The sequence below is a fragment of the Microbacterium hydrothermale genome, from assembly GCF_004854025.1.
GTDB lineage: Bacteria > Actinomycetota > Actinomycetes > Actinomycetales > Microbacteriaceae > Microbacterium > Microbacterium hydrothermale.
In genome coordinates, this window is the sequence record NZ_STGM01000005.1 from 1 (window position 1) to 24,669 (window position 24,669).

Consider the following 24,669-nt stretch of genomic DNA (forward strand, 5'->3'; position numbering starts at 1 on the left):
CGCCACCGACTGCGCGGCCTGCGTCAGGGCCGGGTCGTCGGGGAGGAAGTGGATGGCGGGGGAGTAGGGGAGGGGTTCGTCGGTGTAGGTGCGGCCGGTGGGGGAGGTCCATGCGAGGACTCCGCCGGGGAGTTGTCGCACCGTCCAGCGCGTGAATTGCTTCTGCGTGTGATGACGTTGACACAGGGCGGCGAGGTTGGCGATGTCGGTCGGGCCGCCGAGGGCGTGGTCGAGGGTGTGGTCGATTTCACAGCGGATGGCGGGGACGGTGCAGCCGGGCCAGCGGCAGTGGCGGTCGCGGGCGCGGAGGTGGCGGTCGATGGCGGTGGTGCGCTGGTAGGTGTCGGTGTGCAGGACCGCGCCGGTGACGGGGTGGGTGATGACGCGGTCCCAGGGGGTGGTGGTGGCTTCGGTGAGGGTGCGGGCGGTGTGGGCGTCGATGGGGCCGTGTCCGACGAGGTGGGCGGGGTCGGTGTTCTCGATGGTGGGGTCGAGGATGCTGAGGGCGGGCACGACGACCTGAACGCGAGCGCGGATGGCGCCGAGGGTCCCGGGTCCGTCGTCGGTGCGGGTGAGGTCGGCGCCAGGGGCGGCGGTGAGGAGGAGGTCGGCGAGGATGTCGGCACGCAGGTGCGCGGTGGTGCCCTCATCGGAAGGGATGGCCGACGTGGGAGCGCCACCGCTCGTAGACGCGCCACCGTCGGCGCTCTCGCCGCCGCCGCCCGGGCGCTGCCGATCGCGGTCGTCGAGGACCGGATCGGCACGGCCGAGTCCCGCCCCCGTGCGGTGGTCGATGAGGGTGCGGGCTTGCTGGGTGAGGCGGTCGTAGATGCCGACGGCGAGGACGGTGGGCAGGGTGGCGATGAGGTCGGACATGCCGTCGACGCCGGGGACGACCCGCACGCAGCGGGTGTCGCGGCCGCGTTGGTGGCGTTCGGTGAGGGTGGTGGGGTGCAGTCGCTCGGCGAGGACGGCCAGGCGTGAGCGCAGGCGGCCGGGGCTGAGTCCGGGTGCGTGGTCGATCGCGAGTCGGTCGAGGTCGCCGCGTTTGTCGTGGGGGAGGTCTGCGCCGATGTCGGCGATGACGTGCGCGTGGGTGCGGCTGATCTGGCCGCTCTCCCACGCGACGAGGGTCACCGGGTAGTCGTCGACGAGGGTCATGGCGCGGGTGATCTGGCGTTGCATCGACCGGTCGGAGGAGTTCTCGGCGGCGGCGAGTTCGGAGGCCACCTCGCGCAGCGCGAGGTCGGCGGCGCGGGAGGTGGGGCGCTGACCGGCCATCACCTCGAGGGCGAGGTGCCCGGCCTCGGCGAGGGCGCGGGTGCGGGCCACCTCGGCGGCGGCCAGGGCGATGCCGGTGCGCACGACCTCGTCGAGCACCGCGGACAGGGGCCGTGCCGCACCGTCCGGGGTCGAGGGGGAGGTCACATCGTGCATGTGTGCATGCTAGCGGCGACCTCCGACATTACCCCCGGTCAGACGCCCCTTCTGTGGACAAATCCGGCCCCACGCAGGCTGGGGAGGAGCGGTGGATTCCGCGGGCGCGCGACCGCTCGCCTTCCGGCGACCCGTTCGCTCGATTCGCCGACACGAGGACGTTCGCGTCGTGACTGCTCGCGCGTTCCGACGGCACGATTCGGGGCCCCGATCGACCGGCCGCTCCAGCTCACTCGAGCCCCTGTCGCGAGCCCCTGCCGCGAGCCCTCGCTCGAGCCCCTGCCGCGAACCCCTCACGCGAAAGCCTTTCGCGAACCTCCGCTGCGGCGCCGCCGCGAACCCCGGCCGTGAAGCCCTCCGCGGAGACCCCAGCCGCGGCACCTGGCGACCCCCCCCCGCGAAGCCCTCCCGCGAGCCCCGCGAACCCCCGCGAACCCCAGGAACCCCCGCGAACCCCAGGAACCCCCGCGAACCCCGGGACCGCCCGCGCCTCACCCGTCGCCGAGCGCCGCCCGCACGAGCTCGACCGCGTCGGCCGGCGAGAGTCCCAGTCGGCGGGCGGTGCGCGCGAAGTCGCGGGCGGCGGCGGCGGCCTGCGCGGTCGCCGCGTCCGCGCCGCGCACGATCGTGCCTGCTCGGCCGCGGGTCTCGACGTAGCCCGCCTCTTCGAGTTCCTTGTAGGCCCGCGCGACGGTGTTCGCGGCGAGGTTCAGCTCCGTCGCCAGGGTCCGGACGGGTGGGAGCTTCGTGCCCGCGACGAGCGAGCCGTCCTCGATCGCGGCGATCACCTGCGACCGCACCTGCTCGTACGGCGGCGTCGAGGAGGCGGCATCCACTCTCACGTTCAGGGTCGGATGTGCGTCTGTCACGAGGTCGCCTTCCGTCGGTGCGTCTTCGCCGAACCTATCGCCGTCGCCGGTTCCGCCGCATCGGGCGCCGGGGCGGGGCGCGGTTCAGTCGCGGTTGAGTCCGAACAGGTCGAGCGGGTGCGTCAGACGCCACCACGGGCTGGGCGGTTCGACCTCGGCGGCGAGCTGCACGTCGACGGTGGAGGCGTCGACGGGTCCGGTGGCGGTGAAGGTCCCCACCGTGTCGCCCGCCTCGCGGGAGTCGCCGAGGTCGAAGCGCGCGGAGGTCTGCGCGCTCCCGCCGTTCCACAGCACGACGGTCGCGTCGGATGCCGTGACGAGGTCGATGTCGGGCCCCCACAGGGTCTCGACCTTGCCGACGAGCGTGCCCGCGGTGACCGACGGCTGCGGCTGCAGCTCTTCCTCGATGCGCGTGAAGAGGGTGCGGGCGGCCTCGTTGCGGCTGTCGGGTCCGGGCTGCCCGAGCACCGCCGCGTAGGCGCGCACGGTGGTTCCGCCGACTGTGATGTCTTTCGCGGTGAGCAGGTTCCAGGCGTCGAGGGTGCCGGTCTTCACGCCCACCACACCGGGGTCGGACAGCAGCGCGTTACCGTTCTTGAAGGTGCCCGCGCCCGGCAGCGTCAGCTCCGGCGTGCGCACGATCTCCGCGATCACCGGATTCGCGAGGGCCCGCTCGGCGAGCGAGATGAGCGCCGCGGGGGTCGCGGTGTTGCCCGCCTCGATCCCGGTCGGATTGACGATCGTGATGCCCCCGATGCCCCGCTCGGCGAGGTAGGCGTTCGCGGCGGCCGAGAAGGCGGCATCCGTGCCGAAGAGATCGGATGCCAACCGCTGCGCGTAATTGTTCGCGGAGGCGATCAGCATGCCCTGGAGCATCTGCAGTTCGGTGAGGCTTCCGTCGACGGGCACGTCGAGCGACGACTCGCCGCGCGCCCGGTACTGCCAGTAGTCGGCGCTGTCGGCCTGCGTGAAGGAGTAGGTCTTGCCCTGCTCTCCGGGGGCGAGCGGCAGACGGTCGAGCACGACGAGGGCGGTGACCACCTTGGTGATGCTCGCGATCGACTCGGGGGCGCTCGCCGACGACGAGAGCGTGTCGGGCACGCCGTCGATCGCGATCGCCGCCTCACCCTGGGCGGGCCACGCGGGTTGGGCGGACGGGGCGGCGGCGGGTTCGACGGCGACCGTCCGCGTCGTCGGCTGCACCGCGTCGAGCGGCCACAGCAACGTCGTCGCCACGTATGCGGCGAGCATGAGCGTGAGCAGGACCGGAGGCACCACGGTCGCCGGCCGCAGCCGACGCCGCCGTCGACCCGACAGCAGGTCGACCTGCCGGGCCGTCGTGCCCGACACGACGAACGTCGGCGTGGGCCGCGGGGCCGCGGCGTCGGCCGGATCGACCCACGCGAGGGCGCCGGCGGGCGCGGGGGCGGAGGGCCCGACGGATGCCGCAAAGGCGGGCGCGGCGAGGGAGGGCGCTCCCGGGTCGGCGGGCGCCGCCGTCGCCGGGGCCGCGTCGGCCGTGGCGGCGGATGCCGGGTTGGCGACGGCCGGAGCGGCGGTCGCGGGCGCCGGGATATCCGCGGGGGCGGGCTCCGCGGTAGCGGACACGGCCGGGCCGGGGGTCTCCGGCGCCACGGCCTGCTCCGCTGATGCGGACGCGGATGCCGCGGGCTCGGCCCCTGACGCCGAAGCGGCGGGGGCGGCGGGCGCGGGCGCCGACACCTGCGCGGCAGGATCCGCGGGCTCAGACGCCGACACCTCCGGGGAGCCGGATTCCGGACTCGGCGAACCCACCGCGGCCACTCCTCCCGCAGCGGATCCGAGGTCGTCGGCACCGGGCGCGTGCGCCGACGTCATCGACGCGGCATCCGTCGTGCTCTCAAGCGGTCCCTCGACCTGATCGCGCCGCGCGCGCCTGCTGGCCGGGATCTGGTCGTGCACCCGCCCACGCTACCCCGGCCGCCTGTCTATACTCTTCAGCACAACCACGGGAGTCCGGTGAGCCGGGCTGAGAGGAAGCGAATCCACGCTTCGACCGTCGAACCTGATCCGGATCATGCCGGCGCAGGGAGGAGATCACATGCACACGTCCACGTCTGCCCGCACGGCCCCCGCCACGGGATCCGCGTCCGCATCCGCCGCTCGTTTCTCGTGGCGGGTCGTCGACATCGTCGTCGCCGCCGTCCTCGGCGTCGCGATCGGGCTCGTGTTCTGGGGATGGAACACCGTCGGCGGCCTCTGGTTCGGCGCGATGGATGCCGTGACCCCCGGCCTGGGGGGCATCGCGGTGGGGATCTGGCTGCTCGGCGGCGTCGTCGGCGGCCTCATCATCCGCAAGCCGGGCGCCGCGCTGCTGGTCGAGCTCATCGCCGCCGTCGTCTCGGCCCTCATCGGCAACGTCTGGGGCATCACCACGATCTTCTCCGGCCTGGCGCAGGGCCTCGGCGCGGAGCTGATCTTCCTGGCGTTCCTGTACCTGCGCTTCACGCTCCCGGTCGCGATGCTCGCCGGCGCCGGTGCGGGCATCGGCGCGTGGGTGCTGGAGCTGTTCCTGACGCCGAACATCGTCAAGTCGGTCGAGTTCAACCTCATCTACCTCGGCGCGCTCGTCGTCTCGGGCGCTCTGCTCGCGGGCCTCGTCGGCTGGCTGCTCGTGCGCGCCCTCGCCGCCACCGGCGCCCTCAGCCGATTCGCCGCGGGGCGGGAAGCGCGCCGCGACGTCTGATGGCGCATCCCGCGAGCGTCGACGTCGAGGGCTGGGGCTGGCGCTACGCCGGTCGCAAGCTGCCCGCGACGAGCGAGGTCGATCTGCGCATCGAACCCGGTGAGCGGGTGCTGCTGCTCGGGGCCTCCGGGGCCGGCAAGTCGACGCTCCTCGCCGGCCTCGCGGGACTCCTCGGCGGCAGCGACGAGGGGGAGACGACCGGCCGCATCCTCGTCGACGGCCAGGCGCCCGAGGCGCAGCGCGGTCGCATCGGCCTCGTGCTGCAGGACCCCGAGTCGGGGATCGTCCTGTCGAAGGTCGGCGACGACGTCGCCTTCGGCTGCGAGAACCTGGGCGTCCCGGCGACCGAGATCCCGGCGCGGGTGGCCGAGGCCGTGGCATCCGTGGGTCTCGCCGTGCCCCTCGACCGCGCCACCAAGGCGCTCTCGGGTGGGCAGAAGCAGCGCCTCGCCCTGGCCGGCGTGCTCGCGATGCGGCCCGGACTGCTGCTGCTCGACGAGCCCACGGCGAACCTCGACCCGGTGGGGGTGACCGAGGTGCGGGCCGCCGTGGAGCGGGTGGTGCGTCGAGAGGCGACCACCCTCGTGCTGATCGAGCACCGCACCGCCGTGTGGGCCGACCTCATGACGCGCGTCGTGGTGCTCGCCCCGGGTGGCGGGGTCCTCGCCGACGGCCCGCCCGATCGCGTCTTCGCCGAGCACGGCGACGCCCTCGCCGCCGCGGGGGTGTGGGTGCCCGGACGCCCCGTCGACCTCCCCGTACTCCCCGCCGCCGGGGCCGCGGATGCCGTGCTCTCGACCCGCGGACTGTCGATCGGGCGCGAGAAGCGCACGGTCGTGGCATCCGGGCTCGAGATCGCCGTTCCCCGCGGGACCGGCACCGTCGTCACGGGACCCAACGGCGTCGGCAAGTCGACGCTCGCGCTCACTCTCGCGGGGCTCCTGCCCGAGCTCGACGGGGAGGTGGTCGCGGCGCCGTCCCTGGCCGCGCGCGGTGTCACCCGCCCGTCGCGCTGGCGCTCGACCGAGCTGCTCACGCGGATCGGCACGGTGTTCCAGGAGCCCGAGCACCAGTTCCTCGCCTCGACGCTGCGGGACGAGCTCGCCGTCGCGCCGCGCGCGTTGAAGCGGTCGACGGCCGAGGTCGACGCGATCGTCGACGAGCTGCTCGAGCGGTTGGATCTGGCATCCCTCGCCCTGGCGAACCCGTTCACGCTCTCGGGCGGACAGAAGCGGCGTCTGTCGGTGGCGACCGTGCTCGCCGCCTCTCCCGAGGTGATCGTGCTCGACGAGCCGACGTTCGGGCAGGACCGGCGCGGATGGACAGAGCTCGTCGCGCTGCTGCAGCGAGAGATCGCGCGCGGGCGCACGGTCGTCGCCGTCACCCACGACGCCGACGTCGTCCGTCACCTCGGTCAGCATCGGATCGAGATGGGGGATGCCGCGTGACCGGCGTCGCGCAGGCCGAGGGGGTCCGCGAGCGCGCCGCGTGGCTCGACGGCGTGAACCCGGTCGCCAAGGTGGCGGTCGCCCTCGTGCTGGCGGTTCCCCTGCTGATCACGCTCGACGCCGTGAGCGCGAGCACCGCGCTCCTGCTCGAGCTGCTGTGCGTGCCCCTGACCGGACTCCCCTACGCGGTGGTCGCCCGGCGGCTCCTGCCGGTGATCGTCTTCGCCCCCATCGCGGCGGTGAGCATGCTGCTGTACGCGCGGCCCGGCGGCACCGTCTATGGAACCTTCCTCTTCGCCACGGTCAGCGAGAACTCGATCGCCCTCAGCGTCGCGGTGCTGCTCCGCGTCGTCGCGCTGGCGCTGCCGATCATCCTGCTGTTCGCCCGCACCGACCCCACAGAACTCGCGGACGCGCTCGCCCAGGTCGCGAAGCTCCCCAGCCGCTTCGTGCTGGGGGTGCTCGCGGGGGCTCGCACCGTGGGGCTCTTCGTCGACGACTGGCGCACGATGACGCTGGCCCGTCGGGCGCGGGGCCTCGGCGACCGCGGTGCGCTGCGCCGGTTCTTCTCGATGGCGTTCGTGCTGCTCGTGTTCGCGGTGCGTCGCGGCACCACCCTCGCCACGGCGATGGAGGCGCGCGGCTTCGGATCCGGCATCGACCGCACGTGGTCGCGGCCCTCGACCCTTTCGAGCCGCGACGCCGTCGCCGTCGGCGGAGCGGCGCTGCTCGTCGCCGCGGCGCTCGGGGCGGCGGTGGCGACGGGGGCGTTCCGGGTGGTGGGGACGTGACCGTCGCGGTTCACCGAAGGTCGCCGACACGACGATGACCGGCCGCGCGGCGCGGAGTCTTCCGGGCGCTCGGCGAGGAGCGGGGTACTCAGAGGACGTACTCGAAGCACAGCGAGCGCGGCATCGTCTCCACGTACGGCTCGTACACCGGGATGGGCGTGAAGCCCGAGGCGGCGTACATGCGCAGCGACTCGGGTTGCATCCGACCGCTCTGCAGGATCACGCGGGGTGCCCCGCCGCGGCGGGCGAGATCGACGACCCGGGCGGTGAGGGCGCGTCCGACCCCGCGGCGGCGCGCGGTGTCGCGGACGATCAGGCGCTTCAGCTCCCACTCGTCGCCGAGGCGCCGCAGCATGACATGGCCGATCGGGGTGTCGTCGGCGTCGACCGCGAGCAGCGTCGCGACGATCTGCTCGGGGTGCACGGCGAGGGCGGCGGCGCGCTTCGCCGCGAACGCGGGGGTGTCGTCGGCATCGGACTCGCGGTAGCGGTCGTCGAGATCGTCGTCGAGGATGCCGCGCAGCTCGACGGCACGGGGGTCGTCGACGTCGACGGACTCGATACGGAAGGCGGGGTCGCTCACCCGTCGAGCCTAGTTCGGTCGCTCGCTCCCCGTCCGTGGGCCGGGGTGTCGGGGACGGGTGCGGCGCGTCGCGGCGAGCCGGGTCCCGGCGGGGCAGAATGAGCGAGGGGGAGGTGTCATGGAGCTCGCGCTGGGTCTGTTGGCCGTGAGTGCCGCCGTCGCGGCGGTCGTGTTCCTGATCGCGATGCCGCGCATCGGCATGCCCGGTCGCACCACCCTCTTCCTCCGCTTCGCCGCGGTGTCGGGCATCTGCGCCGTCGGCTCGAGCGCCATGTACTTCATCTACACGGCGGGGGGCGGCATCCTGAGCCTCGTGCTCGGCGATGTCGCGATGGTGCTCGCCCCCTCCCTGCTGCTCGTGGCGGTGAGCGTGCTCGACGGGCGGTCGGCGCGACGCACCTCGCTGGGGGTCGCCGCGCTTGCATTGATCGTGGCGGTCGTGACCGCCACGGTTCCGCTTCCCGGGTCTCTCGCGGTCAAAGCACTCGCGCTGGCCCTCGCCTGCGCCGCGTGCGCGGTGGTCGCGCTGCGGAGCGACATCGAGCCGTTCGGCCCGGTGCGCCTCATCGCCCTCACCAGCGCGGTCTACGCGCTGTACAGCGTCGCGCGCGTGGTCGTCGGGACGACGGCGGGCTGGACCTCTCCGCTGTACCTCGTCGGATTCTCGTACGCCCCGGCGACGGTGCTCGGCGGGGCGGCCGTCGTGCTCGTCGGCATCGCCGTCATCCGCCTGCGCTTCGGTCGGCGTACACGCTCGGACGACTTCGTCTGCCCGCACGGGTCGGTCGTCGTCGTCGGCGACTGGGACCTCGCCGTCGCGGCCTACGGCGCCGACCGCGTGCACGAGCTCGTCGCCGAGCTGCGTCGCGCCGCCCTCGACCTCGACCCGCGCGCGATCGAGGTGCCGCGCGGGGCGGAACTGACCGTCGCCGACCCGCTGCAGGCGGTGGGGGCCCGGTTGCGGGACGCGTTCGGCTGGGAGGCCGAGGATCTCATCCTGCTCGTCGACGGGGCCTCGACCGCGGCCGTCCGCACGCAGACGGGTCCGGTCTGGCAGCGGCGCTGGTGGAACCTCGGGCGGTCCTGAGTCTCGGATAGGGTGGGACCGGGTTTCAGCTTTCGAAGGAGAACGCATGGATATCGCAGGAGCCTCCGCCCTCGTCACCGGCGGCGCCTCGGGCCTCGGTCTCGCCACCGCCCGCCGCCTCGCGGCGGCCGGCGCGCGCGTCACGATCGTCGACCTGCCGTCGTCCCCCGGTGCGGAGGTCGCGGCCGAACTCGGCGGATCGTTCGCCGCCGCCGACGTGACCGATGCCGAGCAGATCGCCGGCGCCGCCGCGGTCGCCGCCGACGCAGGTCCGCTGCGCGTCGTCGTCAACTGCGCGGGCATCGCCCCGCCGGCCAAGGTGCTCGACCGCGAGGGCGTGCCCACCTCCCTCGCCGACTTCGAGCGCGTCGTCCGCGTCAACCTCATCGGCACGTACAACGTCGTCGCGCAGGCCTCCGCCGTCATGGCGAAGACCGATCCCAGCGACGGCGGCGACCGCGGCGTCATCGTCAACACCGCGAGCGTCGCGGCCTTCGACGGACAGATCGGCCAGCCCGCGTACTCCGCGAGCAAGGGCGGCGTGCACGCGATGACCCTCCCCCTCGCCCGTGAGCTCGCACGCTACGGCATCCGGGTCGTCACCATCGCCCCCGGGATCATGGAGACGCCCATGCTCAAGGGCCTGCCGCAGGCCGCCCAGGATTCCCTCGGTCAGCAGGTGCCCTACCCCTCGCGTCTCGGCGCCCCCGACGAGTACGCGCGGCTCGTGCTGAGCATCGTCGACAACGGCTACCTCAACGGCGAGACGATCCGCCTCGACGGCGCGATCCGGATGGCGCCGAAATGACCGACGGCATCCTGCTCCACGTCGAGGGCGGACTCGCCCGGGTCACCTTCGATCGGCCCGCGTCGCTGAACGCGATGGACTTCCCCATGGCCCGCCGATGGCGCGAGGTCGCGCACGAGGTCACGTCCGACTCCTCGGTCGCCGCGGTGATCCTGGATGCCAACGGCCCCGCGTTCTGCGCCGGCGGCGACGTGGTCGCGATGTCGACGAGCGGATCGTCCGGCGCCGAGGTGACCGCGACGGCCGAGGCGATCCACGACGGCATCCGCACCTTCGCCGAGGCGCCGCTGCCGATGGTCGCGGCCGTGCAGGGCGCTGTCGCGGGCGGAGGGCTCGGGCTCATGCTCACCGCCGACTACGTCGTCGCGAGCGAGAACGCGCGCTTCGTGAGCCGCTACGCGAACATCGGGCTGACCCCCGACCTGGGCGTCTCGACGCTGCTCCCCGCGGCGATCGGCCAGCGCCGCGCCCTGCAGCTGCTGCTGCAGGACCGGATGCTCGACGCCGCGGAGGCCCTGGACTGGGGTCTGGTCGCCGAGGTCGTGGCATCCGGCGATCTCGCCTCCCGCGTCGAAGAGATCGCGCGCTCCTGGCTCGACGGGGCTACCGCGGCGTTCGGGCAGGCGACGCGTCTCGTGCGCGTCGGCGCGGGACGCACCTTCGCCGAGAACCTCGCCGACGAGGCCGCCACGATCGGCGCCGCGTTCGACACCCCCGAGGCGAAGGCGCGCGTCGCCGGGTTCGCCGCCGCCTCCGCGAAAGGACGACGCTCGTGACGCTCTCCGGCAAGACCATCCTCATGTCGGGCGGCAGCCGCGGCATCGGTCTCGCAATCGCGCTGCGCGCGGCGCGTGACGGCGCGAACATCGCGATGCTCGCGAAGACGGACACCCCGCACCCCAAGCTCGAGGGCACCGTGCACACAGCGGCCGAGGCGATCCGGGCGGCGGGCGGCCGCGCGCTGCCGATCGTCGGCGACGTGCGCGACGAGGCCTCGATCACCGAGGCCGTGATGCGGACGGTGGGGGAGTTCGGCGGCATCGACATCGTCGTCAACAACGCCAGCGTCATCGATCTCTCGGGCTCCCTCGAGCTCGCGACGAAGAAGTACGACCTCATGCAGGACGTCAACGTGCGCGGCACGTTCCTGCTTTCTCGCGCGGCGATCCCGCAGCTGAAGGATGCCGAGAACCCGCACATCCTCTCGCTGTCGCCGCCCCTGAACGTCACGGCGAAGTGGCTCGGCGCGCACACCGGGTACAGCCTCGCGAAATTCGGCATGACGATGGCGACGCTCGGCCTCGCGGAGGAGTTCGCCGGCGACGGGATCGCGGCGAACACCCTGTGGCCGCGCACGACCATCGCGACCGCGGCCGTGCAGAACGTGATCGGCGGAGACCGGCTCATGCGGGTGTCGCGCAAGCCCGAGATCTACGCGGATGCCGCCTACGAGGTGCTGTGCGCGCCGTCGCGCGAGCTGACCGGGCAGACACTGATCGTCGAGGACGTGCTCCTCGGTGCGGGGATCACCGACTTCTCGGGGTACGCGGCCGTGCCGGGAACGCCGGATGAGGCGATGTACCCGGACATCTTCTTGGACTGATCGCCCGCCGCCCGATCCGGCTGCGGGGTGTGGGTCGCCGCTCTCGGTCGCTTCCCGCTCTCACGGGTGTGTATCCGCGGTGACCCACCCCCACCCCGCGCGGCGGGGTCGAGATCGCGGCCGGGGTGCCCCCCGGTCCCCTCGACAGGCCTCAGGACCTCGCTGGCTCGCGGCATCACGACTGTGCAGCGACCTCCTCCGCGTCTCGAAGGACGCGCGTCGTATTCCGACCGGCGAGGGCGAGGAGTTCGGCGTCGCTCCAGCCCCGGTCCGCCAGCTCCGCGAGGAGGCGGGGGTAGCCGGAGACGTCCTCCAGCCCCGAGGGGAGGTCGCTGACCCCGTCGAAGTCGCCGCCGAGGCCGACGTGCGCCACGCCCATTAGATCCCGGGCGGCCTCGACGTGGTCCGCCACCTCGGCGATGCCCACGACGGGGGCGGGGTTGCGTTCGATCCACCGTGCAAACGCCTCGCTCTGTGAGACCCCCGCCCGAGGGAACTCGGCGGCATTGGCGACACGGGCATCGTCCGCCGACTCAGCTGGCCGCGGAGCGCGCGGCCACGGCATGGAGGAGGTCAGGCCGATCTCGCGCCGCGCCGCCTCGGCTTCGCTCGACCAGTCTGCGAAGGCGCGGGAGACGAACTGGGCGACGAATGCGATCTGCAGCACCCCTCCGCCGGAGGCGAGTCGCGACAGAACATCATCCGAGACGTTGCGCGGGTGCGCGGCCACGGAGGCGACACACGAGTGCGAGAACATCGCGGGCGCCCTCGACACCTTCAAAGCCGCGAGCTGCGTGTGCTCCGAAGTGTGCGAGAGGTCGACCACCACGCCCAGGCGGTTCATCTCCGCGACGATGGCACGACCGTCGGCGGTGAGTCCGTCCGCGCGGGGAGCGTCGGTCGCAGCATCCGCCCACTCGAGCGAAGAATTGTGGGTCAGGGTCATCGTGCGCACACCCAGTCGAGCGAACATACGCAGCACGCCGAGAGACATCGCGATCGAGTGGCCTCCCTCGATCCCGAGGAACGAGGCGATGCGACCCGCGGCGATACTGCGCTCCGCCTCGGCCACCGTCGTGACGATCTCGACGTCGTCGGGATGGGCCGCGGCGAACCGATAGGCGGCGTCGATCTGTTCGAGGGTTCCGACGGTCGCCTCGGTCTCGGTCTGCAGTCCCGACACGAACACCGACCACACTTGCGCGCTCACGCCGCCGCGACGGAGCCGAGGGATGTCGGTGTGGAAGTCGGGGCTCTCGCGGTCGAAGCCGTCGACGGCGTATCCGCGGTAGCGCCGCAGCCCGCACATCAGATCGTTGTGCGTATCGATCAGCACCTGGCCGGTGAGGAGCTCGCTCATGCGTTCGACGGTCTGCATGCTCATCTCGTTGCGGCGGTCGGTTCGAGCGGCATCGGCCCCATCCCTCTACGGCGAGAGAAGACGAGTGTCGTGTACGTGTCCGCCACGACGGGGTCGCTCGTGACGCAGTCGAGCACGAAGTCGCTCAGGTCGTCGGTGGTCTCAGCGACGACCTCGATGAGGTAGTCGTCTTCGCCGGCCACCAGCCACAGGTTCACCACCTGGGGCAGCTTCGCCATCGCCTCGGCGAACCGCGCGTTCTCGGCGCGCGAGTGCTCCTTCAACTGAACGCGCAGGATGGCTCGCAGGCCCTGTCCGATACGGCGCGGGTCGACCTCGGCGTGGAAGCCCGAGATGACGCCGTTCTCGATGAGGCTGCGCACACGCGCCAGGCACGACGAGGGGGCGAGTCCTACCCGGTCGGCCAGCTCCTTGTTGGGAATTCGGCCGTCTTGGATGAGCACAGCCACGATCGCGCGGTCGATCTCGTCGAGCCGGACGGGCCTAATTATGTTCGGCAAGGGGCGACCTTTCGCTGACTAATCGAGCTGAGAGACGCTCGATACCGGCTATTGCAGAACATAATACAGATATATTGTTCTCAAACGCGTAAGCGTGCAGACTTTTGCCTCAATACCCGAACGCGATGCGCTGGTCCCCTCGAGAGCGCACCGCCCCATTCCCGGGACGCACCCCCAGCGTTCATTCCAGAGAGGGCACCACCAGCAATGAAAAGGTTCTCCAAGGTCGTCACGGCCGCGGTCGCGCTGACCGCCGTGCTCGGCCTCCTCGCCGGCTGCAGTGACGGCGGCACCGACCCCACGGCATCCGGAGGCGGTTCCGCCCACGTGCTCACCGTGGGCAAGCTCCTCCCACTCCAGGCTGTCGACCCCCATAAGGTCAACGACGGCATGTCGAACGAAGTGCTCACCGCCGTGTTCGACGGTCTCTACTCGCTCGACGAGAATCACGAGCTCGAACCGCTGATGGCGGAGAGCTTCGAGAAGTCCGACGACGGTCTGACCTACACCTTCCACCTGCGCGATGCCAAGTGGAGCAACGGCGACCCGGTCACCGCCGCCGACTTCGAGTTCTCGTGGAAGCGCCTGGTGAACCCCGCCACGGCCGCGCCGAACAGCAACGAAGCGGTCGCCGCGGGCATCAAGAACGCCAACGAGATCGTCAACAAGGGCATGGACTACACCCAGCTCGGTGTGAAGGCGATCGACGACAAGACCCTTCAGGTCGAGCTCGCCGCAGACGTGCCGTATTTCCAGGCGCTGCTCGTGCGACCCGCCTTCCTGCCGGTCAACGAAAAGTACCTCGAGCAGGTCGGCGACAAGTACGGCCAGACGCCCGAGACCACCATCTACAACGGACCGTTCACCTGGGATTCCTGGGACTTCGCGAACAACTTCTCCGCGAAGAAGAACCCCGACTACTGGAACGCCGCCAACACGAACATCGACGAGATCAAGTGGCAGGTCGTGAAGGACTCGCAGACGGCCGCGCTGCTGCAGGAGAGCGGTGACCTCGACTTCACCGAGATCTCGGGAAGCCTCATCGACCGCTACGCGGATTCGCCCGAGCTCACCACGGCCCTCGAAGTGCACATGTGGTTTATGTACCCGAACATGCAGAACCCGGCCCTGGCCAACAAGGACATCCGCACGGCTCTCGCGACCTCGTACGACAAGTCCGCGCTGGCGAACGACGTGCTCAAGAACGGTGCGGAGCCGGCGGACTACTTCGTCGGCAAGAACCTCGCGGTCGGCCCCGACGGCGAGCAGTTCCGCGACACGGGGGACACCTACCTCGCCTACGACGTCGACTCAGCGAAGAAGGCGTGGGAGAAGGGGCTCGCAGCCCTCGGCACCGATTCGCTGACGCTGCGTCTGTCGTACTGGGACGACGAGTCGTCGATCGCACAGGCCGAGTACATCGCCTCGCAGTGGGAGGCCAACCTGCCCGGCCTGAAGATCGAGCTCACGAGCCAGCCCAAGGCGACGGCGAACGAGCAGGCGCTGGCCGGCGACTTCGACCTGTACCTGTTCCGCTGGGGCCCCGACTACAAGGACCCGATGGCGTTCCTCGAGCTGCTGTCGTCGACCTCGCAGCGCGACTTCGGCAAGTACTCCAACCCGCAGTACGACGCGATCATCGCCGCGGCTCGCACTCCCGAGATGCTCAGCCAGCCGCAGGAGCGTTGGGACAGCCTGCACGATGCCGAGCGCATCCTGCTCGGTGACGTCGCAGTGTTCCCGACGGTGCAGAACGGCATCGCGATGCTCATCAACCCGAAGGTCCACAACATGGACGTGCGAAACGTCAGCCTGACGTGGAACTACCGCATCGTGACGAAGGACAACTGACGCGATGACCGACTGTCGAGAGGAAGAGACGAGATGACGGCGAAGAAGACCCTCCGTGAAGTGATGGAGGCGGGCAGCGTCCTGGCGCCGTGCGTGTTCGACTGCTCCTCGGCCCGCGCGGTCGAGCTGGCAGGCTTCGAGGCGATGCTCCTCAGCGGGTCAGAGGTGTCGATGTCGATGAAGGGCATCCCCGACCTCGGATTGCTGTCGCTCGAAGAATTGCTGTGGGCCGTCGAGCGGATCGTGGACATGTCTCCTCTTCCTCTCGCGGTCGACATCGAGGACGGCTTCGGCTCCAGCCCGCTGCAGGTCTACGAGACCTGCCGGCGGATGGCCAAGGCAGGAGCGATGGCGGTCCTCATGGAGGACGAGTTCGAGCCCGGCTACGCCCGCGACGTCTCGATCGACCACATGATCCCGCGCGAGGAGTACTACGCGAAGGTCCGCGCGGCGGTCAAGGCCGTCGAGGGGACCGACTGCATGGTCATCGCCCGCAGCAACTACGGCAGCGCGAACCTCGAAGAGGGCATCCAGCGCATGATCGACTGCGTCGAGCTGGGCGCGCACGCGACGGTCGTGGTCAACGTCACGACCCTCGCGGATGCCGCCGAGGTGGCGGGTCGCGTGCCGGGGCTGAAGATGTTCGCCGACATCAACGCCAAGCGTGGGCTCGAGCAGATGACGTTCGCGCAACTGTCCGAGCTCGGGTACGACCTCATCACGATGCATTTCACGATGAAGGCCGCCATGGCGGGCATGCTCGAGGCGGGCCGCGCCAACCTCGCCGAGATGGGCAACACCTACTCGAACGAGATGATGCCCGACGAGTATCCGGGGCACAGCGGCATGGCGTTCTTCGCCGCGCAGGAGCTGCTCGACCTCGAGACGGAGTTCACCGGTCGCGCGCAGACCTTCAACGACCCCCGCGCCATCCATACCGCCTAATCCGTCAGGCCCACCGCCCCGTCGCGTCCCCCACACGCGACGGGGCGGTTCGGCGTCTCCGCCGAACGATGGTCGGAGTTTCAAGACGGATGCCGTCGAAATCGCCCGAACGATATTCGGCGGTCACCGGCGCGTCGGCGTCGACGAGACCGTCGCGTCCACTCTCTTCGCCTCTTTCTGAATCTTGTTCGGATTAATTGCCGATCGAAGATTGTTTATGCAGGATTGACGCATTGATACCGAACGCTCCGAGACCCGATCCGGATCGACGAAAGAGGCACGATGACTGAATTGGCGGCGCCCACCCTGGCCGCGACCACGACCGTCGAGATCGATGGGTTCTCCCTCGACATCACCACGATCGCCCTTGTGGCGCGTGGGCTGCCCGACGGATCGTTCCCGACCGTGGTGCTCACCGATGAGGCCCGCCGGGTCACGAACGAAGCCCGCGCGTACGTGGAGGCGCACTTCCTCGCGGAGGACGCGCCCGCGATCTACGGCATCAACACCGGGCTCGGTCGCCTCATGGACGTGCGGGTGCCGGCCGAGGACCAGGCGCGGTTCCAGCGACTCGTCATCAACTCGCACTCGGCGGGCATCGGCGAGCCGCTCCCGCTCGACGAGACCCGCGCCCTGCTCCTGCTCCGCGCCAACGCGATCGCCAAGGGCATGTCGGGGGTGCGCATCGAGTGCATCGACCGCCTCATCGAGATGCTCAACGCCGACGTCCTCCCGGTGATCCCCGGGCAGGGCTCGGTGGGCGCCTCCGGCGACCTCGCCCCCCTGGCGCACCTCGTGAGCGTCATGGTCGGACACGAGAAGGCCGAGGCCTACCACCGCGGCGTCCGGATGCCGGCGGTCGAGGCCCTGACCGCGGCCGGGCTGTCGCTGGACTTCGAGCTGAAGCAGAAGGACGTCCTCGCGCTCATCAACGGCTCGACCATCTCGCTGGCCACCGCCTGCCTCGCGCTCACCGATGCGTGGAGCCTCACGCGCCAGGCCGACGTCGCTCTCGCCCTCTCCCTCGAGGCCGTGCGCGGCGAGCTCGACGCCTTCGACGAGCGCATCCATACCGCGCGCAACGCTCCCGGGCAGGTGTCGGTCGCCGCCAACGTCCGCGCCCTCACCCAGGGCAGCGAGCGCACGGTCGAGGAGGCCCGCGAGATCCAGCTTCCCGACGAGCAGCGCCCCGGCGGCTACAAGCGCCGCGTCCAGGACGCCTACTCGCTGCGCTGCGCCCCCCAGGTGCACGGCACCACACGCGAATCACTGCAGTTCGCCGAGACGCTGCTGGTGCGCGAGGCCAATGCCGCCACCGACAACCCGCTCGTGCTCAGCGACGGCAAGGGCGGCTACGACGTGCTCTCGGGAGGCAACTTCCACGGCGAGCCGATCGGCGTCGCCGCCGACCTCATCGCGATCGCCATCGCCGAGATCGGCGCGATCTCGGAGCGCCGCTCCTTCCGTCTGACCGACCCGAACCTCAGCTACGGCCTGCCGCTGAACCTCGTGGGCGGTCAGCTCGGCCTCAACACCGGATTCTCGATCGTGCACTGCGCGGCCGCGGCCATCGCGTCGGAGAACAAGGTGCTGTGCTTCCCCTCGGTCGTCGACTCGATCCCGACCAAGGCGAACCAGGAGGACCACGTGTCGATGTGCACGTTCTCGTCCCGCAAGGCGCGCAGCATCATCAAGAACACCCAGATCATCCTGGGCATCGAGTTCATCCTCGCCACCCAGGGCATCGACCTGGGCGCCCCGCACCTCGACGGTCGTCGTCTCGGCGTCGGCAGCCAGGCGGCCTACGACGCCGTGCGCGAGATCGTGCCGATGACGCGAGAGGACATCTACCAGTCGGAGCAGATGGTCAACGCCCAGGCAATGGTCGTTCTCGGCTCCGTCCTCGAGCGCGTCGAAGAGGTCGTCGGAGGCGTTCGGTGACCCGCGGCACCGGCGGGTCGGTCGTCGTCCGCGGACGCGTCGTCACCCCCGATCGCGTGATCGACGACGGCGCCGTCGTGGTGGAGGAGGACCGTATCTCGGCCGTCCTCGACGGTGACGCCGCCGCCGCGGCCATCGACGGAGCGACGCGCGTTCTGGGCGGCCCCGGCCTGCTGGTGCTGCCCGGGGCGGTCGACGCCCACGTGCACGCGTTCTCGGAGCCGAACGAGACCTTCGACGGCGCGACCGCCGCCGCCGCGGCCGGTGGAGTGACGACGATCATCGACATGCCCTACGACGCGGGCAACCCGATCAACACGGCGGACGCCGTCGTGGGCAAGCGCGAGCGCATCGCCAGCGAGGCGCGCGTCGACGTCGCGTTGCACGGGACCGTCCGCCCTGGCGACGGCGTGCGCGACATCGACGGGATGATCGACGAGGGGGTCAGCGGCTTCAAGGTCTCGCTCTTCGAGACCGACCCGGTGCGCTTCCCCCGCATCCCCTCCGACGAACTGCTCGAGGCGTTCACCGTCATGGCCGCCCGCGGTGTGCGCGTGGGCGTGCACGCGGAGGACGGCGAGATCATCTCGGCCCTCGTCGCGAGCGCGAAGGCGGCCGGTCGCACCGCTCCCATCGACCACAACCGCACTCGCCCGCCGGTGTCTGAGACGACGTCGGTCGCCCTGGGTCTGGAGGTCGCCGCCGCGGCCGACGTCCGCTTCCACATCTTCCACGCGAGCCTTCCCGACACCGTCACGCTCGTGACCGAGAAGGCGGCCCACGGGCTCGACGCGACGCTCGAGACCTGTCCCCACTACCTCGTCCTCACCGAGGACGACATGGACCGCCTCGGTCCGTTCGGCAAGATCAACCCCCCGTTGCGCACGGCCGAACACGCCGCCGGCATGTGGGCGGCCCTGGCCGACGGGCGCATCGACATGGTGACGAGCGACCACGCGCCGTGGCCCCTGTCGAAGAAGGGCTTCGCCGAGATCTTCGACAACGCCTCGGGCGCCCCCGGGGTGCAAACCCTCGTGCCCATCATCGTGGGAGCCGGCTACTTCGAAGGCCGCCTCTCGCTGCTGCGCACGGCCGCGGTGCTCGCCACCAACCCGGCGCGCGCGTTCGGCATCGACCACCGCAAGGGGTCGATCGCGGTCGGCCTCGACGCGGACTTCGTCGTGATCGACCCGGCCGGCACGACCGAGATCGACGAGATGCGCATGTACTCGACAGCCACCTGGAGCCCCTACTCCGGAATGAGCTTCCCCGGCCTGATCCACTCCACGATCGTGCGCGGCGAAGAGGTCTACACGGATGCCGCGGGCCTCATCGCCGAACCCGGCGACGGCGTCTTCGTCGGACGGGGGCGCTGATGGCCGACCAGTCGATGCGCACCTACCTCGACGACCTCGCCGGTGCGGGCGAGTTGATCGAGGTCACCGGCACCGTGGACGCGCGATTCGAACTCGCGGGCGTCCTCGCTCTTCTCGACCGCGGCCCTGCCGTGCGCATGACCACCGTCGACGGATCCCCCTACCCGGTCGTGGGCAACGTGCTGAACTCGCGCGAGCGCCTCGCGCAGGCGATCGGTGCCGACGTCGCCGACTTGCTGCCCCGCCTCGCCGAGGCGGTGGCAGACCGGCAGGCCGTCCAGGTCATCGCCGACGCCCCGGTGCAGGCCGTGACTCTCCCCCCGGCCACCGTCTGGGCGGAGGTGGTGACCCCGACGTTCTTCGAGAAGGACTCCGGCGGCTACATCACCGCGGGGATGATCGTGGCCCACGACCCGGTGACGGGCCACCGCAACGCCTCCTACGCCCGCATCAAGCCGCTCGACGAGACCACCGGGTTCGTCGGCATCGCCCCCAACCACCACCTCACGGCGATGGCCCGCTCGGCCGCGACGGCCGGGAAGGGGCTCCCCGTCGCCGTGGTCCTGGGCGCTCACCCCGCGATCCAGCTCGCCGCCTGCTGCTACCTGGGCCTCGGCGACGACGAGCTCGAGCACGCCGCCGCGCTCCTGGGCGAGCCGGTGCGCGTGGCGCGGGCGCTCACCAGCGAGGTGCTCGTGCCCGCGGAGGCCGAGATCGTCGTCGAGGGCCTGATCCACGCCGACCGCCCCGTGCACGAGGGGCTCGTGAACGAGTACCACGGCATGTACGAGGACTACGGTGACGGCTTCACGTTCGAGGTCACGGCGGTCACCCGTCGCACCGATCCGAGCGTGCACGTCATCCTCCCGGGCCTGTCATCGGAGCACAGCTATATCGCGGCTCTTCCCATCGCCGCCGGCATCCGCCACGCCCTCCGCAACATCGGATGCGACATCGTCGACGTCGCGGTGACGCACTCCGGCGGCGGACGGGTCGATGTCGTGGTGTCGATCGCGAACGCCCGCCCGGGCGGGGCGAAGCGCGTGATCTTCGGTGCTTTCGCGGCCGTGAGCATGGTCAAGCAGGTGACGGTCGTGGACGCCGACGTCGACGTGTGGGACGAGGAGCACGTCCACTGGGCGCGCACCAGCCGCATGCGCTGGGATCGCGACCTCGTGCTCGTCGAGGGCGTGGCCACCGATCGCAACGTGCCCATGCAACGCGACGGCATGGTCACCAAGGTCGGGATGGATGCCACGGTCACCGCCGGCGACCGCGCGGTGGGCCCCGAATTGGCGGTGCCGCCCGCCGAGGTGGTCCGCGCGATGCGAGACCTCCTCATCGACGAGGGGTGGGCGGACCGCCTGCGCCCGGCGATCGTCGTTCACAGCGCACTCGTGGCCGACGGGGGGAGGATCCGCGCATGAAGACCGACATCGGTCTGCCCGACGCCGAGCGCTTGAGCGCCGACCTGGAGGAGATCTCCCGCCTGGTCGACACCACCCGTCCGGGGTGGAGCAGAGTGGCACTGAGCGAGGTGGAGACGGATTCGCGTCACCACGTCGCGGCGCTCATGCGCGCGGCCGGTCTCGACGTGCGCGTCGACAACATCGGCAACGTCATCGGCACCCTCTCCGGCAACGGCTCCGACCGCCGAGCAATCGTGATCGGCAGTCACACCGACACGGTCGACGGCGGAGGGCGATACGACGGCATCGTCGGGGTGCTCGGCGCCATCGAGGTCGCGCGGATGCTCCAGGAGAGCGGCATCCGCCTCTCCCACGACCTGCGCGTGGTCGACTTCTACAACGAGGAGGCCAACCGCTTCGAGCTGTCGTGCCTCGGCAGTCGCGCGTTGGCGGGTTCGCTGACGAGCACGCACCTCTCCGCCACGGACGAGACCGGGCGCACCCTCGGGTCCGCGCTCGCCGCGGCCGGCTACGACGACCCGCTCAGCGGGACGCGGTGGGGTGGCGACGAGGTGCTCGGCTTCCTCGAGCTGCACATCGAGCAGGGGCCCGTGCTCGAACGCGCCGGTCTGCCGCTCGGCATCGTCACCTCGATCGCCGGGATCTCGCGGTTCCGCACGCTCTTCACCGGTCGCCGCGATCACGCTGGCACCATGCCGATGTCGCTGCGTCATGACGCCGGGTGCGCGGCCGCGGGCGTCGTGCTGGCGGTCGAGCAGATCGCCGGAACGGCCGATCAGGCCGTCGGCACGGTCGGCTCCGTCACCTTCACCCCCGACGCGACGAGCGTCGTGACCGAGGCGGCGCTGCTCACGGCGGAGTTCCGCAGCCCCGACCTCGGATGGTTCAGCCTCGCCCGCGATCAGATCGCCGAGATCGCGGCGAAGGAGGCCGAGAAGCGCGGCCTGACCCACGAGGTCACCTGGCTGCCGTGGGAGCGTCCCACCGCCGTCGATCCCCGCCTGTCGTCGGCGATCGAGCGATCGGTCTCCGCCCTCGGGCACCCCGCCGCCCATCTGTACAGTGGCGCGGGGCACGACGGCGTCCAGATGGCCAAGCTCGGTCCGATCGGCATGATCTTCATCCCCTCTCGCGACGGGCGCAGCCACTGCCCCGAAGAGTTCACCGAACTCGACGACATCGTCGTGGGCGTGCACGCCCTGGCGCGTTCGGTGATCACCCTGGATCAGGAAGGACTCTCATGAACCGCACCCGACAGGAGCCCCCCGGGCGCGTGATCGTCGCGATCACCGGCGCCTCCGGCGTGGGGATCGGCGTCCGCATCCTCGAGTTGCTCCGCATGGACCCGGGTCTGCGCAGCGACGTCGTGATCTCGAAGGCCGGTGCCATGACGCTGCAGGAGGAGTGCGGCCTCAGTCAGAAGGAGGTCGAGGCGCTCGCCGACGTGGCCCACCGTCCCTCGCACATCGGCGCCTCGATCGCCTCGGGGTCGACCCCGGCCACCGCGATGATCGTCGCGCCGTGCACGATCAAGACGCTCAGCGGCATCGCTTACGGTCTCGCCGACAACCTGGTCACCCGTGCGGCCGACGTCTGCCTGAAGGAGGGCGTTCCGACCCTGCTGATGGTGCGCGAGTCGCCCCTGCATCGCGGTCACATCGCGGCGATGGATGCCGTGGCCCGGGCGGGCGGGATCATCGCGCCCCCGGTGCCCGCGTTCTACACGCGCCCACAGTCGGTGGAAGAGATCATCGACTCCCTGGCCCGCCGTGCGCTCGTGCGCGTCGGCCTGACGCAGTTCCACGCGCGGTCGTGGGAGGGCATTCCCCGCGACGTCGAGAACGCCGAAGCGACGAGCGTGCTCGGCGACGCGTCGGGGTGGGGCGCGGCGCCGTGACCAGATTCGTCGTGACCCGGCTGCTGACCTCGGTCTTCACGATCCTCGCCATCGCGATCGTGATGTTCGCCCTGCTGCAGCTGCTTCCCGGGTCGCCCTTCAACAACGAGAAGCTCGACGAGATCCAGCGCGAGCTGCTGACGCAGAAGTACGGTCTCGACGAGCCCGTGATGCTGCGCCTGGGCACCTACCTGCTCAATCTGCTCCGCGGCGACTTCGGAGTCTCGTACAACCTCATCCCCGACTTCCCCGTCGCGCAGATGCTCGGCTCCCGCCTCCCGGTGACCATCCGCATCGGTCTGCAGGCGCTCGTGCTCGGCGTGGTGCTGGGCCTTCTCATCGGCATCGTCTCGGCCATCAAGAAGCGCGGATGGTTCGACAACCTGTCGACCTTCGTCTCGGTGATCGCCTTCAGCGTCCCCTCGTTCGTCATCGCGCTGCTGCTGGTGTACTTCGTCGGGTTCGAATGGAAGCTGCTGCCGATCCGCTACTCGGAGGACGACCCGTTCGTCTCGAGCATCCTGCCGACGATCTCGCTCGCGGCGTACGTGATGGCCGTGACGGCGCGCTACGCCCGCAGCGAGATGCTCGACTGCCTCGACAGCGACTACATCCTGCTCGCGAAGGCGAAGGGACTGAGCCCCGCGAAAGTGATCGGCCGGCACGCCCTGCGCAACACGATGGTGTCGATCATCACCGTGCTCTCGCCGCTGCTTATCGGCCTCATCACCGGCTCGGTCGTCATCGAGCAGATCTTCGGCGCCCCGGGGCTCGGACAGCTCCTGCTCACGGCCATCCAGAACGTCGACTACAACATCGTCATCGCGATCAGCCTCGTCTACAGCGTGATCTACATCATCGTGATGCTCGTCGTCGACGTGCTCTACGGCCTCATCGACCCCCGCATCCGATTGGCAGGACAGACGCGATGACCGATCCGAATGTGCAACCCGACCGCGTCGCACCCACCACGGCTCTGGACCCGGGCATCGCGCCGGAGGGCCTGCGGCTGGTGTCCGACGCGAATCGTCCCGTCACCTCCGTCATCGCGGCCGGGCGCAGCGGCAAAGGCGGGCTGCACGACATCGTGCGGCGCTTCCGCCGCAACGGGCCCGCCATGGTCGGCCTCGTCGTCCTGGCCGTCATCGTGCTCCTCGCGATCGTGGTCCCCTTCTTCCCGACCGCCGGAGACACGGCCAACGTCGCCTACCGCTTCCTGCCGCCGAAGGTCCCGGGGCTCGACGCACTCGGCATCCTTAACGGCACCCGCGACGGCGTCGACCAGTACGCCAAAGCGAACGTGCCGGCGGGCACGTACTTCCTGTTCGGCACCGACGACCTCGGTCGAGACCTTTTCGAGAGGGTGTGGAGCGGCACGCGCGTCTCGCTGCTGGTCGCGGTGATCGCCTTCGCGATCGACGTCGTGATCGGCATGACCTACGGTCTCGTCTCGGGTTACTTCGGCGGCCGCATCGACGGGGGCATGCAGCGCGTCGTCGAGGTGCTCTCCGGCATCCCGCAGCTCGTGATCGTCACCCTGTTCGTTGTCGCGGTCGGTCCGGGCATCGGCGCGATCGTGTTCGGCCTGCTGTTGAGCAACTGGCTCGCGATGAGTCGCGTCGCCCGCGCCCAGGCCCTCCGCCAGAAGGGCGAGGAGTACGTGCTCGCCTCGCGCACGCTCGGGGCGCGCAACGGGCACATCGTGTTCGTGGAGATCCTGCCGAACATCCTCGGACCCATCGTCACGATGAGCATGTTCTCTATCCCCGCGGCCATCTTCACGGAGTCGTACCTGTCGTTCGTGGGCCTCGGCGTGCAGGCGCCCATGGCCTCGCTCGGCTCACTCGTCAGCATCGGCTACAAGTCGTTCCTGTCGTACCCCTCGCTCGTGATCATTCCCGTGGTGGTCCTGGGCCTGCTCATGGTCGCCTTCACGCTCGTCGCCGACGGGTTGAAAGAGGCGACCGATCCCCGTCTCATCAGCCGGAGAGGATGAC

The 24,669-nt window shown here is 70.7% G+C and carries 22 protein-coding genes and 1 riboswitch; of the genes, 16 read left to right on the forward strand and 6 right to left on the reverse strand.

The features are described 5' to 3' along the window. The 3 genes from FB047_RS10870 to FB047_RS10880 form a co-directional block, all read right to left on the reverse strand. The coding region (locus tag FB047_RS10870) for an HNH endonuclease signature motif containing protein (protein ID WP_136587227.1) at nt 1-1,437 on the reverse strand (1,437 nt) is incomplete at its 3' end. Nucleotides 1,438-1,928: 491 nt separating this feature from the next. Next, nucleotides 1,929-2,306, reverse strand: a complete 378-nt coding sequence (locus FB047_RS10875; protein WP_240752756.1) for a GntR family transcriptional regulator — start codon at nt 2,304-2,306, stop codon at nt 1,929-1,931. 84 nt (nt 2,307-2,390) lie between these two features. Next, the gene (locus tag FB047_RS10880; protein WP_240752757.1) at nt 2,391-4,247 is read right to left on the reverse strand and encodes a D-alanyl-D-alanine carboxypeptidase family protein; all 1,857 of its coding nucleotides are present in this window, start codon (nt 4,245-4,247) and stop codon (nt 2,391-2,393) included. A gap of 36 nt (nt 4,248-4,283) precedes the next feature. Then, nucleotides 4,284-4,394, forward strand: a riboswitch (TPP riboswitch). Between FB047_RS10880 and FB047_RS10885 the strand changes: the two genes are divergently transcribed. The 3 genes from FB047_RS10885 (at nt 4,387) to FB047_RS10895 (ending at nt 7,270) form a co-directional block, all read left to right on the forward strand. Further along, complete coding sequence (locus tag FB047_RS10885) at nt 4,387-5,031, forward strand: ECF transporter S component (protein ID WP_136587228.1); 645 nt, start codon at nt 4,387-4,389, stop codon at nt 5,029-5,031. It overlaps the preceding riboswitch by 8 nt. Further along, complete coding sequence (locus FB047_RS10890; protein WP_136587229.1) at nt 5,031-6,479, forward strand: ABC transporter ATP-binding protein; 1,449 nt, start codon at nt 5,031-5,033, stop codon at nt 6,477-6,479. The genes FB047_RS10885 and FB047_RS10890 overlap by 1 nt, the downstream gene beginning before the upstream one ends. Then, nucleotides 6,476-7,270 (forward strand): energy-coupling factor transporter transmembrane component T family protein, encoded by a 795-nt coding sequence (locus tag FB047_RS10895; RefSeq protein ID WP_136587230.1) that lies wholly within the window; start codon nt 6,476-6,478, stop codon nt 7,268-7,270. The genes FB047_RS10890 and FB047_RS10895 overlap by 4 nt, the downstream gene beginning before the upstream one ends. Nucleotides 7,271-7,358: 88 nt before the next feature. On the opposite strand, the gene FB047_RS10900 is transcribed toward FB047_RS10895, so the two are convergent. Beyond that, complete coding sequence (locus FB047_RS10900) at nt 7,359-7,853, reverse strand: GNAT family N-acetyltransferase (RefSeq protein ID WP_240752759.1); 495 nt, start codon at nt 7,851-7,853, stop codon at nt 7,359-7,361. Between the two features lie 118 nt (nt 7,854-7,971). On the opposite strand from FB047_RS10900, the gene FB047_RS10905 reads away from it, so the two are divergent. The 4 genes from FB047_RS10905 to FB047_RS10920 are packed head-to-tail and all read left to right on the forward strand — an operon-like array spanning nt 7,972 to nt 11,351. Further along, on the forward strand, nt 7,972-8,940 hold the full coding sequence (locus FB047_RS10905; protein WP_136587231.1) for a hypothetical protein: 969 nt from the start codon (nt 7,972-7,974) through the stop codon (nt 8,938-8,940). 46 nt (nt 8,941-8,986) lie between these two features. Further along, nucleotides 8,987-9,748 (forward strand): SDR family NAD(P)-dependent oxidoreductase, encoded by a 762-nt coding sequence (locus tag FB047_RS10910; protein WP_136587232.1) that lies wholly within the window; start codon nt 8,987-8,989, stop codon nt 9,746-9,748. Continuing rightward, nucleotides 9,745-10,524, forward strand: coding sequence for an enoyl-CoA hydratase/isomerase family protein (locus FB047_RS10915; RefSeq protein WP_136587233.1), 780 nt, complete (start codon nt 9,745-9,747; stop codon nt 10,522-10,524). The genes FB047_RS10910 and FB047_RS10915 overlap by 4 nt, the downstream gene beginning before the upstream one ends. After that, nucleotides 10,521-11,351: an SDR family oxidoreductase gene (locus tag FB047_RS10920; RefSeq protein ID WP_136587234.1), complete on the forward strand. Its 831-nt coding sequence runs from the start codon at nt 10,521-10,523 to the stop codon at nt 11,349-11,351. The genes FB047_RS10915 and FB047_RS10920 overlap by 4 nt, the downstream gene beginning before the upstream one ends. 175 nt (nt 11,352-11,526) lie before the next feature. On the opposite strand, the gene FB047_RS10925 is transcribed toward FB047_RS10920, so the two are convergent. Both FB047_RS10925 and FB047_RS10930 read right to left on the reverse strand, forming a co-directional pair. Further along, nucleotides 11,527-12,729, reverse strand: a complete 1,203-nt coding sequence (locus FB047_RS10925; protein WP_136587235.1) for a dipeptidase — start codon at nt 12,727-12,729, stop codon at nt 11,527-11,529. Nucleotides 12,730-12,731: 2 nt separating this feature from the next. Beyond that, nucleotides 12,732-13,232: an Lrp/AsnC family transcriptional regulator gene (locus tag FB047_RS10930; RefSeq protein WP_136587236.1), complete on the reverse strand. Its 501-nt coding sequence runs from the start codon at nt 13,230-13,232 to the stop codon at nt 12,732-12,734. Nucleotides 13,233-13,439: 207 nt separating this feature from the next. On the opposite strand from FB047_RS10930, the gene FB047_RS10935 reads away from it, so the two are divergent. From FB047_RS10935 to FB047_RS10975, 9 genes are all read left to right on the forward strand, one after another. Further along, nucleotides 13,440-15,083: a peptide ABC transporter substrate-binding protein gene (locus tag FB047_RS10935; protein WP_136587237.1), complete on the forward strand. Its 1,644-nt coding sequence runs from the start codon at nt 13,440-13,442 to the stop codon at nt 15,081-15,083. Between the two features lie 33 nt (nt 15,084-15,116). Continuing rightward, nucleotides 15,117-16,028 carry an isocitrate lyase/PEP mutase family protein gene (locus FB047_RS10940; RefSeq protein ID WP_136587238.1) on the forward strand — a complete coding sequence of 304 codons (912 nt, stop codon included), beginning with the start codon at nt 15,117-15,119 and terminating at the stop codon, nt 16,026-16,028. Between the two features lie 282 nt (nt 16,029-16,310). Then, nucleotides 16,311-17,969 carry an HAL/PAL/TAL family ammonia-lyase gene (locus FB047_RS10945; RefSeq protein ID WP_136587239.1) on the forward strand — a complete coding sequence of 553 codons (1,659 nt, stop codon included), beginning with the start codon at nt 16,311-16,313 and terminating at the stop codon, nt 17,967-17,969. After that, nucleotides 17,966-19,345, forward strand: coding sequence for a dihydroorotase (locus FB047_RS10950; RefSeq protein ID WP_136587240.1), 1,380 nt, complete (start codon nt 17,966-17,968; stop codon nt 19,343-19,345). Before FB047_RS10945 ends, FB047_RS10950 begins: the two co-directional genes overlap by 4 nt. After that, entirely contained in the window at nt 19,345-20,772 is a 1,428-nt protein-coding gene (locus FB047_RS10955) for a UbiD family decarboxylase (RefSeq protein ID WP_136587241.1), read from the forward strand. The genes FB047_RS10950 and FB047_RS10955 overlap by 1 nt, the downstream gene beginning before the upstream one ends. Continuing rightward, the gene (locus FB047_RS10960) at nt 20,769-22,019 is read left to right on the forward strand and encodes a M20 family metallo-hydrolase (RefSeq protein ID WP_136587242.1); all 1,251 of its coding nucleotides are present in this window, start codon (nt 20,769-20,771) and stop codon (nt 22,017-22,019) included. The genes FB047_RS10955 and FB047_RS10960 overlap by 4 nt, the downstream gene beginning before the upstream one ends. After that, nucleotides 22,016-22,672 carry a UbiX family flavin prenyltransferase gene (locus tag FB047_RS10965; protein WP_136587243.1) on the forward strand — a complete coding sequence of 219 codons (657 nt, stop codon included), beginning with the start codon at nt 22,016-22,018 and terminating at the stop codon, nt 22,670-22,672. The genes FB047_RS10960 and FB047_RS10965 overlap by 4 nt, the downstream gene beginning before the upstream one ends. Continuing rightward, nucleotides 22,669-23,604, forward strand: coding sequence for an ABC transporter permease (locus FB047_RS10970; protein ID WP_136587244.1), 936 nt, complete (start codon nt 22,669-22,671; stop codon nt 23,602-23,604). Before FB047_RS10965 ends, FB047_RS10970 begins: the two co-directional genes overlap by 4 nt. Then, nucleotides 23,601-24,668 (forward strand): ABC transporter permease, encoded by a 1,068-nt coding sequence (locus FB047_RS10975; RefSeq protein ID WP_136587245.1) that lies wholly within the window; start codon nt 23,601-23,603, stop codon nt 24,666-24,668. The genes FB047_RS10970 and FB047_RS10975 overlap by 4 nt, the downstream gene beginning before the upstream one ends. Nucleotide 24,669: the final 1 nt, after the last annotated feature.